Below are 14344 nucleotides of genomic sequence, written 5' to 3' on the forward strand. Positions count from 1 at the left end.
TTATCCCAATAATTAACATTTAGCTGGTTTTCCAGTTACTTTTCGAGAATATTCTTTTTTATTCTTCTTTATCTCTAAAACACCCTGTTGTAAAAATTAAACTGCTGCAACGCTTTGATAAAACATATTAGTCCGTAAGTATCAATTAAGACTGTCAAAGGCTGTATATACCGACTGTTATATATTTTTCATCATTAAATGGCGTTGTTACATACATAACCTTCGGAACAAAAGATTTTGAAACAAAAGTCGAGCCGGCAAGTTCGTATGGTTCGGAGAGTGACGGTAAGGCATAAAGTCTGATTTTAACAGATCTTCCTGAGGCATTGTAAAGCTCAAGAAGAAAAGTTGAATCCTCTTTATTGGTCTTACCTTTTACATATATTCTAACTTCATTGGTTCCTTCCACTTCTTTTATTTCTATTTCATCAAGAGAGAATGTCATGTCTTTGTAAGTATACTCACTGCCTAAGCTTTTCTTTTCCACAACCGGCAACGGCTCTCCTGAGGAGGACGCGGGCATAGTTATATATACGGACTTTGTGCTGTCATCCCATGCAACATCTGCTCCGCAATTTTCGCTTACAAACCTTAACGGAACAAAAGTCCTGTTGTTGGTTATTTCAGCGGGTACATCAAGTTCCTTTTCCTGTCCGTTTACAAGGGCAATCTTTTTCCCGATATAAAGAGTCATTTCAATGTTGTTGCCTTTGGCTGTAACCATACGAAGCACAGGATCCCAGCCAACATCCATGCCCAAAGCTTCAAATATTCTACGGAACGGAATAAGAGTTCTTCCTTCCTTAATATAAGGAGCCGGGTCATCCGCGTTGGTTCCGAATTCCATTAGTTTACCGTTAAAATATACTTTTACGTTGGTGGACGCTAAGCTTTGAAGAGTAGTTGATAGAAACAACATACAGAGCAGAGTAGTGTAGAGAACGAAACGAAAAGCAAGAGATTTTAAGTTTTTCATTGTGATTCCTCCCCAAAATTTCTTATCTTTAATAATCTCTTCTTTTATTTATATGGTCATTACTTATGCTTGTGAACAACAAGCATAACGAAGCCGGTTTTATCACTCCTCTTTCGTGTATGATGACATAAGTAAAACTACAGATGTCATTTAAAAGGAAAAATATACTTTTTTCCATTATCATTATATCGCAAATTGGATGAAAAATAAAGCTATTTTTGCCATTTGTACAAGGAAAAAATGTTTTTTTCAGGATGTTGATGAAATGATTTGAGTATAAAGGCTTAATCACTAAAAACAATAAAAAAATTTAGGAAATTATAATTTTATTACTTAATTATTCCGATATATAGATAGCAAGGTCAAAAAAAATATTAGGATAGAAGGCGAGAAGTTATGGATATAGCTACTCTTTTAGGAATAATTTTAGGCTTCGGATTTACAATATGGTCTATTCTGTACGGAGGAAGTATATGGTCCTTCTGGGATGTCCCTTCGGTAATTATTGTTATTGGAGGAGGTCTTTGCGCTACACTCGTTTCCTGCAAAATCACCGAATTTGCAAAGATCATGAAGGTGGTTGTAAAAGTATTGGGGGGAAAAGAACCGAGGCCGCAGGATACCATCAGGTTGCTTGTCGAGCTTTCGCTTAAAGCGCGAAGAGAAGGTTTGCTTTCTTTAGAGTCCGAACAGGAAAATATCGATAATGACTTTCTGAAGCAGTCTCTTCAACTGGTTGTTGACGGTGTTGAACCGGAAGTCATAGTCGATACAATGGACCTTGAATTGGAGAACATGAAAGCCCGACATGACAAAGGTGCAGGATTGTTTAAAACCATGGCTGCGCAGTTCCCTGCATGGGGAATGATAGGTACTCTTATAGGTCTGATACAGCTGCTGGAATCATTGGATGACCCGTCAAAAATCGGATCTGCTATGGCGGTAGCGTTGGTTACGACCTTTTATGGAAGTATTCTTGCCAACCTGATATGCAACCCTATTGCAAGCAAGCTGAACCAAAAGAGTAAAGAAGAAATACAGGAAAAAAAGATGATTATAGAAGGTGTTTTATCCATACAGGCGGGAGAAAACCCAAGAATATTGGAACATAAACTGAAAACCTTCCTTTCGCCAAAGCAAAAGCTTGAATATGACATGATGACAGGACAGGCCTCAGAAGACGGCAAAAGAAATGAGAGAAGCGAGAGAAATGAAAAAGGCAGAGAGGCTGCTGTGTAAGCGAGGTGTAATTTATGAAAAAATTGAGAAGACAGTTGGAGGACGATCCACCATCAGAGGGTGCGCCCGAATGGTTGCAGACTTACAGTGACATGGTTACACTAGTGCTTACCTTTTTTGTACTCTTGTTCTCCATGTCGACTGTTAGTGAGGAAAAATTCAAACAGATTACCAATTCTTTGAGTGCAGCCTTTATGGGAACCGGCAGCGGAGGAATATATGGTTACAATGACGGAACATTAGTATACAATGTAAAGGAAAACAATGTGACCGGTGACATACTGGAGGATGGTGATGAAGCTTTTAATGAAGGAAAAAGTGCCGAAATCGGAGCGTTTACAGGAGGAAATGCAGAAGCGGAAGCTCAAAAAATCGAAGATTTTATTGATGAGGTACAGAATCTTGTTGAAGAGATGGACTTGGACGAATATGTAAAGATAATTGATGAAAATGAAAATTTGACGGTCAGAATAAATTCTGTCATACTCTTTGACCTTGGTAAAGCAGATATAAAGGAAACCGGAAAAGAAACGTTAAAGAAGATTGGAGCGTTAATAAAAGAACTAAATAAAAACGCTATTGTGCAGGGACATACGGACAATCTTCCGATAAACACAATGCTGTTTCCTACAAACTGGGAATTGTCAACAAAGAGGGCAACCAATGTCGTGTTGTTTCTCGTAGAGGAATGCGGCGTAGATCCGGTAAAAATGACTGCTACAGGTAATGGAGAATTTAGGCCTATAGCACCCAACGACACGGAAGAGAACAGGCAGAAGAACAGGAGAATCGATATCGTAATAGATAAATAACGATACATAGAATTGTGATAATAAAAGGCTTTATGGGAAATATAAAACCATAAAGTCTTTTTTAGTTTTCGAAATCGTATGATACAGTAGAAATATCAGGCTCCAATGCCATAGATAGGAGGAAAAAACGTTTGAGGGCCTGAAATGAGTGGAATCATTAAAAATGAGTGAAATTGCCACTCTAGAGTTTTTGTTGAGTTTGCAAGTTGAATAATGTATAATGAATTTAATAAAATTATAAGTGAGGTCTAGAATGAAACAGGATATTTTTAAGAAACCGAGGCATATGACCAGCATAGGGGGACAGGCCCTGATTGAAGGACTGATGATGATAGGCCCTAAGAATGCTGCAATTGCGATAAGAAAGCCTGACGGAGAAATCATCGTGGAAAAAAGACCTGTTCCCAAAAAGGGCAGGATGGCCAAGCTTCCGATAATTCGAGGATTTGTAGGCATTTTCAAGCAGATGGTTCTCGGAATCAAGGCATTGATGTATTCGGCAGAGTTTGTAGATTTGGAAGAGGATGGGGATAAAGAGCCGTCTAAAGTGGATAAGTTCCTTGACCGGGTTTTAGGTGACAAGCTTCAGGATGTGTTGATTTATATTTCTGTTGTTCTTTCACTTATTTTCAGTGTATTTTTATTTATGGTGCTTCCAAACCTGGCTGCCTCAATTTTGCCCATTGACAAATCAACAGGTGTGGGTTCAATAATATATAATGTTGTTGAGGGTGTTGTCAGAGTCGTGCTTTTTATACTGTATTTGGCTTTAACATCGACAATGAAGGATATCAAGAGGGTTTGGCAGTATCACGGCGCAGAGCACAAGACCATACATTGCTATGAGAATGAAGAAGAGCTTACAGTTGAGAATGTCAAAAAATATTCCACAAGACATCCCCGCTGCGGAACATCCTTTCTGTTTACGGTTATGATAGTAAGTATATTGGTGTTTTCGCTGGTGGGACAACATGGCCTGTGGATAAACATTCTTCTTAGAGTCGTTTTGATTCCTTTGGTAGCCGGTATTTCCTATGAGGTTATAAAGATAAGCGGAAGAAGCCAGTCAAGCCTGGCAAGGATTATCAACGCACCGGGGTTGATGTTCCAGGCATTTACAACAAGAGAGCCGGATGACAGTCAGATAGAGGTGGCTATTGAGGCTATGAAAAGTGTAATGGTGGAGAATAAGGAAGAAGACAAATGGTGACAGGGTGGTAGTGTGATACTAAAGGATGCACTTTTAAACGGGACAAAGATTTTAAAGTCAGCGGATATAGATACCCCGGTACTGGAGGCCGGGGTACTTTTGTGCCATGTATTGAATGTGGACAGAAGTTTTTTGTATTCTCATGATGATTACAACATGACTGATGAGGAGCAAGAAAAATTTGTCTCATTACTTGAGGAGAGAATTAAGGGAAAGCCTCTTCAGTATATAACCGGACATCAGGAATTTATGTCTCTGGACTTTATTGTAACTCCGGATGTGCTGATACCCAGACAGGATACCGAGACCCTTGTGGAGACTGTATTGAGACATATAAAGGATACCGGGCTTAAGAATGCAAGAATACTGGATATTGGTACCGGATCGGGATGTATAGCTGTAAGCCTTGCCTACTTTTTAAAGGATTCTGGGGTTTTTGCTTTGGATATTTCAGAGGGGGCGCTGCAAATTGCCGGAACCAATGCCAAAAGGTGCGGTGTGGAGGACAGGGTGTTTTTTCTCAAGGGAGATGCATTGGGAGGACTTGCTGATATTATAGCCCAAAGCCTGGTTATAAAAGAATTTGAGCGAGGAGATGAAGGTATCTTTGACATCATTGTTTCAAATCCTCCCTATATACCTAAAGAAGAAATAAAAACCCTTCACAGGCAGGTAAAGGATTTTGAGCCTCGTACAGCACTGGATGGAGGAGAAGACGGTCTTGACTTTTATAGAGCAATAACCTGTGAAGCTCAAAAGATTTTAAAACCGGGTTCGTTGCTGGCTTTCGAAGTGGGCTATGATCAAGCGGAAAAGGTTTTCGGTATCATGGAAAAAAATTTCTGCGGCATTGAAGTTGTAAAAGATTTGACCGGAATTGACCGGGTGGTTATGGGGTATAGAAAGTAGCCGGAGCATCAGTCGCTTCCCACGCTTATAAGGCCGGATTTGTGAAGACTTTTTAAAATTGTTACAAATATGGGGCCTATGAAAAGTCCCGGAAAACCGAAGAGCATCATTCCTAGATACATGGAAACAAGGGTTGCGAAGGGATGAATTCCTGTCTGGCTTGAAACAATTTTCGGTTCAATTATCTGCCTTAAAATTACACCTAAAAGGTATACCGCGGTTATGCCCAGAGCCATTTGAATGTTTCCGGCGATAATATTCCAGGCAATAAGCGGAAACAAAACTATGCCTGTTCCCACAATGGGAAGTATATCTGCCATTGCGGCGATAAAGCCTATTAGTACTGCGTATTCGGATTTTATGGCAATAAGGCCCAAAGTGGTTTCAATGAAGGTAATGCACATGAGTATGAGCTGTGCCTTTATGTATCCGGCTATTGTTGAAAAGGTGTCGCTTTTAATTCCGATAAAATCTTGCTTGAGATTTACAGGGAGCTGCTTGTAAATAAAATTTCCGATCTTTTTCCGGTCTCTGCTTATAAAATAGGAGGACAAGAGTGTGACGGTAATAAATACTGCAACTTTGGGTATTGAGGCAATACTGTTTATAATTGATTCGGCTATGCGGCCGGTTATAATCTCGAGCTTGGGCAGTAAAGCTTTAAGATTGCTTTCAAAGACATCGGACAGGCTTTCCGGAAGATAGTAGTAAAAAACACTCACGCGGTTGTAACAAGCCGATGCGGTGGCAGAAAAGGACTCCATATAGTAAGGGAGGTTGGCATTAAGCTTTACAAGTTCATAATATACTTTAAACACACATAAGGAGATAAATGCGATAATTGCACTTACCGTCAAAACGAGGGATATAAACGATGCGATACTTCTTCTAAGCCGTAGTTTTGACTCCAAATAGCTTATAACAGGCTCATTGACACAGGAGATTATTACGGCAATTAGAAAAGGCAGAATAAGAGCCAGAAAATAATTCATGATTATATAGGTCAAAAATAGCAGCATAAGTACGAGCAGCAGGCTAATTATTGTTTTTTTATGCTTTTCCAATAAAAATTTCATATCTTTGTATCTCCATTATTTTTATTTAGAATACCTGGTTATGCCTTAAGCAAAAATCCTATATAAATATATATGACGGTAGATTTATAAAAAAACCGATGCAAAAGAATATTAAGATAACAGTGCCTTTCAAAAAAGGGGATACAAACAGTTATTAAAAGATATTGAAAATTGGTAAATTCTTATTTGACTTATTTGTGAGTTGTAAATATAATATTCAGTGTAAAAACAATAGCCTACCGAAAAATAAAAAGGACCCGTCAATGGGGATGGGTTTTATCGCTCTATTCGAACAGTGTGCTACAGAGACTGCTCATTTTTAATTTGTATTGCGGGACAATCTATGTTGTATACAATATACCTTGAAACACATCAAAAATCCAGCAATTTTGCATGATAGTAATAATTACCTGATTCGAAATATTCTAATACAATTGCTGATATGTTATTATAAAAGAGTGGGCATTTAAAATACACATATTTGTGGTGTTAAAATTTTATTTTAGTAAAAAAACTATTTAAAATGGGGTCATACAAATGTTTGTTAGGAATTTCTTTAAAGGGGGAGCAAAAGTTCCTCATTTCAAAAATACTGCCGAATTTGAAACGGTCAAAATGGATGTTCCCGAAAAGGTGATAATTCCCATGCTTCAGCATGTGGGAGCACCGTGTGAGCCTTGTGTGAAGAAGGGAGATACTGTCCGGGTAGGGCAGGTAATAGGAGACTCTAATGAATATATATCATCACCCATTCATTCAAGCGTATCCGGAACAGTAACAGATGTAGCTCCGGTGCTTCATGCCGGAGGATTTTATGTTACAGCAGTGGAAATTAAGACTGATGGAAAACAGGAAATTTATGAAGGCATCAAGCCTCCGGTTTTTTCCGACAGCAAAGAATTTGTTTCGGCTATTCGGCAATCCGGTTTGGTAGGACTTGGTGGAGCGGGATTTCCGGCTCATGTCAAGCTTTCTCCGCCTCCAAGCAAAAAGATTGACACATTGATAATCAATGCTGCTGAGTGTGAGCCTTATATAACTTCCGATTACCGGGAAATTATTGAAAATTCCTGGAACGTAGTCAGCGGAATCAATATAATTATGGAGGTTTTAGGAATTGACAATGTTGTGATAGGTATTGAGGACAACAAGCCGGAAGCCATAAAAGAGATGGTTCGTGTTGCGGCAACAAACAGTAAAATAAAAGTAGTAAAGCTAAAATCCCGGTATCCGCAGGGTGCGGAGAAAATGCTTATTTATGCCACAACCGGAAGGAAGGTTCCGCCAGGAAAGCTGCCTGCGAATGTTGGAGTAATTGTCATGAATGTAAACAGTGTGTCGTTTATATCGGAGTATATCAAAACCGGAATGCCCCTTATTAAGAAAAGGGTCACAGTGGACGGACCTTCGGTTAAAAGACCGGCCAATGTGGAGGCTTTGATAGGCACACCGATATCCGAAGTTTTCAATTTCTGCGGAGGCTTTGGCATTGTTCCTAAAAAGATATTGATGGGTGGACCGATGATGGGAATAGCCCAGTTTACGCTGGATACAGCGGTGGTTAAGCATACAAATGCCCTGCTGGCTTTTGACGAAACGAAAGCCGTATTACCTAAAGAGCAAGATTGTATAAGGTGCGGAAGGTGTGTTAAAGCATGTCCGATGAATCTTCTTCCTCTTTATCTCAATAGCAATTCCATAAAAGAAAATATAGAAGAGCTTAATAAATACCATGTAATGGATTGCATAGAATGCGGCAGCTGTTCTTATGTATGTCCGGCAAAGATTAATCTTGTACAGTCAATAAGACTTGGCAAGACACAAGTAAAACAGGCGGCAGCGAAAGGGGGTAATTAATTTGGAGAAAAGTTTTATAGTATCATCATCGCCACATATAAGGGATAATGCAAATACCAGAAAGATAATGCTGGATGTGATTATTGCTCTTCTTCCGGCATCGTTGGCGGGAGTCTATTTCTTTGGCCCCAGAACGCTGCTGGTGATTTTAGTAAGTGTCTTGGCCTGCGTGTTGTCAGAGTATGCTTCAAGAAAGCTGATGAAGAGAAGCAATACAATTTCGGATTTGAGTGCAGTGGTCACAGGACTTTTGTTGGCATTAAACCTTCCACCCACAGCACCTTTGTGGATGGTTGTTGTAGGAGCGGTTGTGGCAATTGTTATTATAAAACAGTTGTTTGGCGGTATAGGTCAGAATTTCATCAATCCTGCAATGGGGGCAAGAGTGTTTTTGTTTATGTCCTATGCAAATCACATGACCAATTGGGTAATACCCGGTGCGGATGCAGTGTCATCGGCAACACCTTTGGGAATCCTTAAGGCTGAAGAGGCTGCAGAAGCTGTCCTTCCAACCTATAAAGACCTTTTCTTAGGAAATATAGGGGGATGTATAGGCGAAGTTTCCGCCGCTGCTCTTTTGTTAGGCGGGGTATATCTTGTGGCAAGAAAGGTCATAGGTCCGGAAATACCTTTGGCATACATCGGAACTTTGGGATTGTTTACATGGATATTTGGAGGACCGACATTCTTTAGCGGGGACTTTTTATACCACATACTCTCAGGAGGTCTGATGCTGGGCGCAATTTATATGGCTACAGATTATGCCACTTCGCCGATGACCACAAAAGGACGCATAATCATGGGTATAGGCTGTGGACTTCTTACAGGTATCATACGTTTGTACACCAACTATCCGGAAGGAGTATCCTTTGCAATCCTCATAATGAATGTAATGGTTCCGTTGATTGACAGATATACCGTTCCAAAAAGTTTTGGAGGTGGAAAAGCCGTTGCGTGATATAGTTAAACCAACAGTAGTTTTATTGTTAATATGTTCTATTGTTACTTTAGCTTTGGCATTTACCAATACGCTGACCAAGGATAAGATAGACGAGGCGGCCAGAATAGAGGAGGATAATGCCAAAAGAGAAGTATTGGCTTTAGCCGAAAGCTTTGAAGAGATTCAAGCTCTTGACGCGATAGTAAACCGAAATGAGGCTCTTTCTCCCGTAAAAAAGGCCTTTGTGGGATTGAAAGGCGAAGATGTGGTTGGAAGAGTGTTCATTACTGAAACAAAAGGCTACGGTGGCACAATAAAAATAACAGTGGGTATAGACAGCGAAGGAACTATAACCAAAGTAAAGATTGGAGACAACAATGAAACACCGGGTCTAGGAGCAAAAGCAAAAGACGAGCCGTTTATATCTCAATTTGAGAATATTGCTCCAAAAGAGCGGCTGACTGTTGTAAAAAATAAAAAATCAAAAGATGAAGAGATTAATGCCATAAGCGGGGCGACGATAACTTCCAAGGCTGTGACAAAAGCAGTTCAGGCAGCTCTTGACGTTAACGCCGAGCTTGAAAAAGCAGAGGGGGATTTATAGAATGAAAGGTTTTAAAACTGTAACGAAAGGAATAATAAAGGAAAATCCGGTATTCAGGCTTGTTCTTGGTACCTGCCCCACTCTGGCTGTAACAACATCAGCCGAAAATGCCATAGGAATGGGGGCTGCTGTTATATTTGTGTTGATGGGGTCAAATGCAGTGATTTCCCTTTTGAGAAAGGTAATACCTGACAAAGTGAGAATTCCTGCCTATATAACAATTATTTCAGGATTTGTAACGATAGTGCAGATGCTGCTTAAAGCATATCTTCCAGCTATTGACAAACAGCTGGGAATATATATACCTCTTATTGTTGTAAACTGTATAATACTTGCCAGGGCAGAGATGTTTGCAAGCAAGAATGGGCCGCTTATGTCAATTCTTGACGGTCTTGGCATGGGAATAGGCTTTACTCTGTCGCTTCTTGTTATGGGAAGTATTAGGGAGATACTTGGAAATGGCACATGGTTTGGAATGAATATTACCGGCGGAATTTATGAACCGGCAATAATTATGATACTTCCTCCCGGCGGATTTTTAGCATTTGGATTTATAATGGCAGCCATAAACAAGTTTTCTACAAAAAAAGTTGAGCACACCGGCTGTGCATCATGTCCTATGCCTTGCGGGGTTTCAAATAATGGCGAGGAGGCTCAAGCAAAATGAATGATGCTAGTTTAATGATTATTATTATATCTGCTTTGTTGGTTAAGAATTTTGTGCTTTCCCAGTTTTTGGGAATTTGTCCGTTCCTCGGAGTCTCCACAAAGCTTTCCACAGCTTTGGGAATGGGCTGTGCAGTAACCTTTGTTATGACGATTGCGTCCTTTGTTACGAGATTGCTGTATGATGGCTTGCTCGTTACTTTCGGACTGGAATATTTGCAAACTATACTGTTTATTCTTGTTATAGCAGCACTTGTGCAGCTTGTCGAAATTATATTGAAGAAGTTTGTACCTCCGCTTTACAGAGCGCTTGGTATATACCTTCCTCTTATTACTACCAACTGCGCTGTGCTGGGAGTTGCATTGCTAAATATTGACGAGGGATTTAACGTTTTGAGGTCTACAGTTTACGGTTTTGCAGCAGGGCTTGGTTTTACTCTGGCACTGATTCTGTTTGCCGGCGTAAGGGAAAGATTGGAGTACAGTAATATACCGGAATCATTTAAGGGACTTCCGATAGCATTAATTTCAGCAGCTTTTGTTTCTCTGGCATTCTTCGGATTCCAAGGGCTTCTGGGTATATAAAAGTGTTTTCCAGATTATTAAGAGGGGTTGTTTAAAATATGGTTTTAGATTTGTTAGTACCAACTGCTATTGTTGGGGGTATAGGCCTTTTGGCAGGATTCGGCCTTTCCATTGCGTCTAAAAAATTTGAGGTCAAGGTTGACGAAAAAGTTGGTATGGTAAGAGAGGTTCTGCCCGGTGCCAATTGCGGTGCCTGCGGACAGACGGGCTGTGACGCATTTGCAGAGGCCGTTGTAGAGGGAAAATGCAAACCGAATGGCTGCCCCGTAGGTGGACAGGATGTTGCCGATAAAATTGGTGAGATTCTCGGCGTAAAAGCTGAAGCGGCCGAGGCAAAGGTTGCCAGGGTTATGTGCTCGGGAACTTATCAATCGTGCAAGACAAAGTATGAGTATACGGGAATCGAGGATTGTACAGCAGCATCAGCCCTCTTTGGCGGACCTTCGGCATGTACTTACGGTTGTGTGGGTATGGGTAATTGCGTAAGGGCTTGTCCCTTTAATGCAATTGTGATCATAGACGGTTTGGCGAGAATTATAGAGTCTAGGTGCAAGGCATGTGAAATGTGTGTGGCTTCATGTCCCAAGAAAATAATTAAAGTGGTTCCAAAGTCCAATGAGTATACAGTGGCATGTTCCAGCAAGGATAAGGGAGCTATGGTACGAAAGAATTGCAATGTGGGTTGCATAGGCTGTGCAAAATGCTCCAAAGTATGCCAGCATAATGCCATAGAGATTCAAGGAACGCTGGCGAAAATAAATGCCAAGACTTGTGCCAATTGCGGTGAATGTAAAGGCACTTGTCCTACCGGAGCGATAAAAAAGTTTAAGTGCGAAGTTTAGATATTTTCTCATATTAAGCTCAGCATATGCTGGGCTTTAAATATTTTTGCAGTTGCTTTATTGCTTTTTGGTAACCAGTATTTGATTTCTGCCGCTTTTAGAGGATTTTCTTACATCATAGCCCCTCATTATCAATGTGTCGTATATTTTGTCGGTTTGCAAAAGAGAATTTTTTCCAACATCCAAAATCAATGTTTCGTCCGGCTTTAGTTCACTTGACAGCTTTTCCAATGTGGCATCTATATTCAGATTTTCTGCATTAATAATTTTATCCTCGTCCTGATTCATTTTATTTCCTCCTGCTTTTCGGATATACTCAACGATAAATGATTTAAACTGAATCGAGAAAATGTTTGAAAGTTTAATTTTGGGCGTATATATTCTGTATATAGTATTGACATATGGATTGGATTATATAATGAAAATGTTATTATAAAAATTTTTTATTAAGGAGCAGGCTATGAAGAAGACGAATATTGTACTTATAGGTATGCCGGGAGCAGGCAAAAGTACTGTAGGAGTGCTTTTGGCAAAGGCAATGAAAATGCCTTTTGTTGATACGGATTTGCTGATACAGCAAAAGTATAACAAGTATCTTCAAGAGATCATTGATGAAGTTGGTGTTGAAGAATTTCTTTCAATTGAGGAGAAGGTGGCTCTTGAGCTGAATGTCAAAAACCATGTCATTGCAACAGGGGGAAGCATGGTTTACAGCAATCGGGCTTTGAATCATCTTAAAAAGGATGGGATACTTGTTTATTTGCAGCTAAGATACGATGAGATTGAAAGCAGACTAGCCAATATATCCAGCAGGGGAATTGCCATGGAGAAGGGCCAAACGTTGATTGGCCTTTACAGTGAGAGAGTTCCTTTGTATGAAAAGCATGCGGATATTACTGTAAATTGCTCCGGTAAAGACATAGAGGCCATTGTTGCAGAAATAAAAAATACATTTATAGTGGCAGAATAAATTTTTTTAAAAATTTTTATAAAGTTTGTATAAAAAGACCGAATATGGGTCAATAATATAAATGACCTCACAAAATACATTTTGACCCCCTTTACATGGGTTAGTCTTCAAGACTAACCTCTTTTTTTTTAATGTGTTAAAGACATTGCTTATGTTTAGCATTGTTAGACAAAAAAACATTCCAAATAAAAAACTTGTGTAGGATGGTAATTATTTGATATAATAATTTTATATTATCACTTTGGCAGATATTCCATTAATTCATTGGAAATTAACTCATATCATATATAAATTTAACAAAAAGTTTAGCTAAAATAGAATATTAGCGGCAGCCGCAAATACATATAAGATATGATGTTGTGATATGTAGGACTTGGCCGCCCACTGTTGGAATTGTAAAAATAAAATTGAATAAAATATTTAAGCTTAAAAATGTTAGAAAGTAAATATTTTAGATGAAATAATATTAGATAAACTAATATAGGAGGGCCGGCCGATGAAGCATACATATATTTTTGAAGAAGGGAATTGGAAAGCGGAAGGTCTTTATTTTGACCATGAGAATAATTGTGTTGGAGTTTATGGAGAGACATCAATCAAACATTTAAAAGATGAATGGATTTTAGATGGATTTATGGAGCTGAAAACAGAAAATCCTATAAGGTTTTTTAATAAATATTCAATAAAACCGATATCAGATAGAAAAGATTATACAAGTTGGACATCAGAGAACCCAGCATTAGGGAAATTAATCGGAAAATTTATGATTATAGGAGATACCATTTTGTCATCCTATATCTCCGAAAACGGTATATATTCTGGTACCGAAAGCTTGTTTAAAATAGATGAAAACACATATCTAAATAGAGGTTTTGCGTTCAATAGAGAAAACAAGCTTTCATCGTGGGAAGTCAAATTAGAGCGTGTCTAGATTTACCAGCTTTTTTATATTAGGACAAATCAATTATATAATTTTGGGGATAACTTTATACTTTGATGAATTAATATTATGCAAACCTACAGAAGATGTAATAATATATTTTTTGCCAAAATGCTTGATATATTGGAAAACCTGTTTGCTTACGAAAAAATGAATCAGTGATGGGTTCAATTGAAGTATTTGTGTATTTGGGGAGGAACGGCAGTGGAAGTCAGGATTGAAAGAGCAAAATTGGAGGATGCAAAATTGATACTGGAAGGTCAGAGAAAATGCTTTTTGCCTTTATTAGAGAGGTATCAAGATCATGACCTTAACCCATGCAATGAGAAATTAGAAAGTATTCAAAAGAGCATCATTGAACATTACTTCTATAAAATCTTAGTAGATGGAAAATTTTCAGGGGCAGTATATGTACATGAGAATCCTGATAAGTTGCATATGAAATTACATACAATTTATGTATTGCCGGAGTACCAGAATCTTGGGGTAGCTCAAAAAGCAATTGAATATGTTGAGAAAATACATAATTGTGCCGTGGAATGGGTTTTGGAAACTCCTCATGATTTAGAAAAAAATCATCATTTGTATGAAAAGATGGGGTATGTAAAGACCGGAAAGACTGAGAAGATAAATGATAGATTGACTATTGTGCATTTTAAAAAGGATATAATGATACCAGAAATTAAGACAGACAAAACGGCCAAAATAAGTTAGAATG

At 38.9% G+C, this 14344-nt stretch carries 16 protein-coding genes; 13 read left to right on the plus strand and 3 right to left on the minus strand.

From position 1 onward, the window contains the following. Nucleotides 1-154: 154 nt before the first annotated feature. A complete protein-coding gene (locus PLH43_RS10175; protein WP_324362721.1) occupies nt 155-976 on the minus strand; it encodes a copper amine oxidase N-terminal domain-containing protein in 822 nt (273 codons plus the stop codon). 396 nt (nt 977-1372) lie between these two features. Between PLH43_RS10175 and PLH43_RS10180 the strand changes: the two genes are divergently transcribed. The 4 genes from PLH43_RS10180 (at nt 1373) to prmC (ending at nt 5146) form a co-directional block, all read left to right on the plus strand. Then, entirely contained in the window at nt 1373-2215 is an 843-nt protein-coding gene (locus PLH43_RS10180; protein ID WP_324362723.1) for a motility protein A, read from the plus strand. A 14-nt stretch (nt 2216-2229) separates the two neighbouring features. Then, the gene (locus PLH43_RS10185; RefSeq protein ID WP_324362725.1) at nt 2230-3027 is read left to right on the plus strand and encodes a flagellar motor protein MotB; all 798 of its coding nucleotides are present in this window, start codon (nt 2230-2232) and stop codon (nt 3025-3027) included. Nucleotides 3028-3280: 253 nt separating this feature from the next. Next, entirely contained in the window at nt 3281-4237 is a 957-nt protein-coding gene (locus PLH43_RS10190) for a DUF1385 domain-containing protein (protein ID WP_324362728.1), read from the plus strand. Between the two features lie 12 nt (nt 4238-4249). Beyond that, complete coding sequence (gene prmC / locus PLH43_RS10195) at nt 4250-5146, plus strand: peptide chain release factor N(5)-glutamine methyltransferase (RefSeq protein WP_324362730.1); 897 nt, start codon at nt 4250-4252, stop codon at nt 5144-5146. 8 nt (nt 5147-5154) lie between these two features. Here the strand turns inward: prmC and ytvI are convergent, their stop codons facing one another. Beyond that, nucleotides 5155-6222, minus strand: a complete 1068-nt coding sequence (gene ytvI, locus PLH43_RS10200) for a sporulation integral membrane protein YtvI (RefSeq protein ID WP_324362732.1) — start codon at nt 6220-6222, stop codon at nt 5155-5157. A 537-nt stretch (nt 6223-6759) separates the two neighbouring features. On the opposite strand from ytvI, the gene rsxC reads away from it, so the two are divergent. From rsxC to PLH43_RS10230, 6 genes are read left to right on the plus strand one after another with little or no spacing between them, the layout of a single operon-like run. Then, the gene (gene rsxC, locus PLH43_RS10205; RefSeq protein ID WP_324362734.1) at nt 6760-8079 is read left to right on the plus strand and encodes an electron transport complex subunit RsxC; all 1320 of its coding nucleotides are present in this window, start codon (nt 6760-6762) and stop codon (nt 8077-8079) included. Nucleotide 8080: 1 nt separating this feature from the next. Continuing rightward, nucleotides 8081-9037 carry an RnfABCDGE type electron transport complex subunit D gene (locus tag PLH43_RS10210; protein ID WP_324362736.1) on the plus strand — a complete coding sequence of 319 codons (957 nt, stop codon included), beginning with the start codon at nt 8081-8083 and terminating at the stop codon, nt 9035-9037. Continuing rightward, entirely contained in the window at nt 9030-9623 is a 594-nt protein-coding gene (locus PLH43_RS10215; RefSeq protein ID WP_324362738.1) for an RnfABCDGE type electron transport complex subunit G, read from the plus strand. The genes PLH43_RS10210 and PLH43_RS10215 overlap by 8 nt, the downstream gene beginning before the upstream one ends. A 1-nt stretch (nt 9624) precedes the next feature. Next, nucleotides 9625-10290, plus strand: a complete 666-nt coding sequence (locus PLH43_RS10220) for an electron transport complex subunit E (protein ID WP_324362740.1) — start codon at nt 9625-9627, stop codon at nt 10288-10290. Then, on the plus strand, nt 10287-10874 hold the full coding sequence (gene rsxA / locus PLH43_RS10225; RefSeq protein WP_324362742.1) for an electron transport complex subunit RsxA: 588 nt from the start codon (nt 10287-10289) through the stop codon (nt 10872-10874). Before PLH43_RS10220 ends, rsxA begins: the two co-directional genes overlap by 4 nt. A gap of 38 nt (nt 10875-10912) precedes the next feature. After that, the gene (locus PLH43_RS10230) at nt 10913-11716 is read left to right on the plus strand and encodes an RnfABCDGE type electron transport complex subunit B (protein WP_324362744.1); all 804 of its coding nucleotides are present in this window, start codon (nt 10913-10915) and stop codon (nt 11714-11716) included. Between the two features lie 57 nt (nt 11717-11773). On the opposite strand, the gene PLH43_RS10235 is transcribed toward PLH43_RS10230, so the two are convergent. Then, entirely contained in the window at nt 11774-12004 is a 231-nt protein-coding gene (locus tag PLH43_RS10235) for a hypothetical protein (RefSeq protein ID WP_324362747.1), read from the minus strand. 172 nt (nt 12005-12176) lie between these two features. On the opposite strand from PLH43_RS10235, the gene PLH43_RS10240 reads away from it, so the two are divergent. From PLH43_RS10240 to PLH43_RS10250, 3 genes are all read left to right on the plus strand, one after another. Beyond that, a complete protein-coding gene (locus PLH43_RS10240) occupies nt 12177-12686 on the plus strand; it encodes a shikimate kinase (RefSeq protein ID WP_324362749.1) in 510 nt (169 codons plus the stop codon). A gap of 496 nt (nt 12687-13182) precedes the next feature. Beyond that, nucleotides 13183-13617 (plus strand): hypothetical protein, encoded by a 435-nt coding sequence (locus tag PLH43_RS10245; RefSeq protein ID WP_324362751.1) that lies wholly within the window; start codon nt 13183-13185, stop codon nt 13615-13617. A 213-nt stretch (nt 13618-13830) separates the two neighbouring features. Further along, complete coding sequence (locus PLH43_RS10250) at nt 13831-14340, plus strand: GNAT family N-acetyltransferase (protein ID WP_324362753.1); 510 nt, start codon at nt 13831-13833, stop codon at nt 14338-14340. The last annotated feature ends 4 nt before the right edge of the window (nt 14341-14344 follow it).

Origin of the sequence: Acetivibrio sp., assembly GCF_035371925.1 — a bacterium.
Lineage (GTDB): Bacteria > Bacillota > Clostridia > Acetivibrionales > Acetivibrionaceae > Hungateiclostridium.

What these genes read in the sequence shown, in the direction of transcription:
- PLH43_RS10245 (WP_324362751.1), top strand. Translation starts at nt 13,183, where the DNA reads ATGAAGCATACATATATTTTTGAAGAAGGGAATTGGAAAGCGGAAGGT.
- PLH43_RS10190 (WP_324362728.1), top strand. Translation starts at nt 3,281, where the DNA reads ATGAAACAGGATATTTTTAAGAAACCGAGGCATATGACCAGCATAGGG.
- rsxC (WP_324362734.1), top strand. Translation starts at nt 6,760, where the DNA reads ATGTTTGTTAGGAATTTCTTTAAAGGGGGAGCAAAAGTTCCTCATTTC.
- PLH43_RS10180 (WP_324362723.1), top strand. Translation starts at nt 1,373, where the DNA reads ATGGATATAGCTACTCTTTTAGGAATAATTTTAGGCTTCGGATTTACA.
- ytvI (WP_324362732.1), bottom strand. Translation starts at nt 6,222, where the DNA reads ATGAAATTTTTATTGGAAAAGCATAAAAAAACAATAATTAGCCTGCTG.
- rsxA (WP_324362742.1), top strand. Translation starts at nt 10,287, where the DNA reads ATGAATGATGCTAGTTTAATGATTATTATTATATCTGCTTTGTTGGTT.
- PLH43_RS10220 (WP_324362740.1), top strand. Translation starts at nt 9,625, where the DNA reads ATGAAAGGTTTTAAAACTGTAACGAAAGGAATAATAAAGGAAAATCCG.
- PLH43_RS10175 (WP_324362721.1), bottom strand. Translation starts at nt 976, where the DNA reads ATGAAAAACTTAAAATCTCTTGCTTTTCGTTTCGTTCTCTACACTACT.
- PLH43_RS10235 (WP_324362747.1), bottom strand. Translation starts at nt 12,004, where the DNA reads ATGAATCAGGACGAGGATAAAATTATTAATGCAGAAAATCTGAATATA.
- PLH43_RS10185 (WP_324362725.1), top strand. Translation starts at nt 2,230, where the DNA reads ATGAAAAAATTGAGAAGACAGTTGGAGGACGATCCACCATCAGAGGGT.
- PLH43_RS10230 (WP_324362744.1), top strand. Translation starts at nt 10,913, where the DNA reads ATGGTTTTAGATTTGTTAGTACCAACTGCTATTGTTGGGGGTATAGGC.
- PLH43_RS10240 (WP_324362749.1), top strand. Translation starts at nt 12,177, where the DNA reads ATGAAGAAGACGAATATTGTACTTATAGGTATGCCGGGAGCAGGCAAA.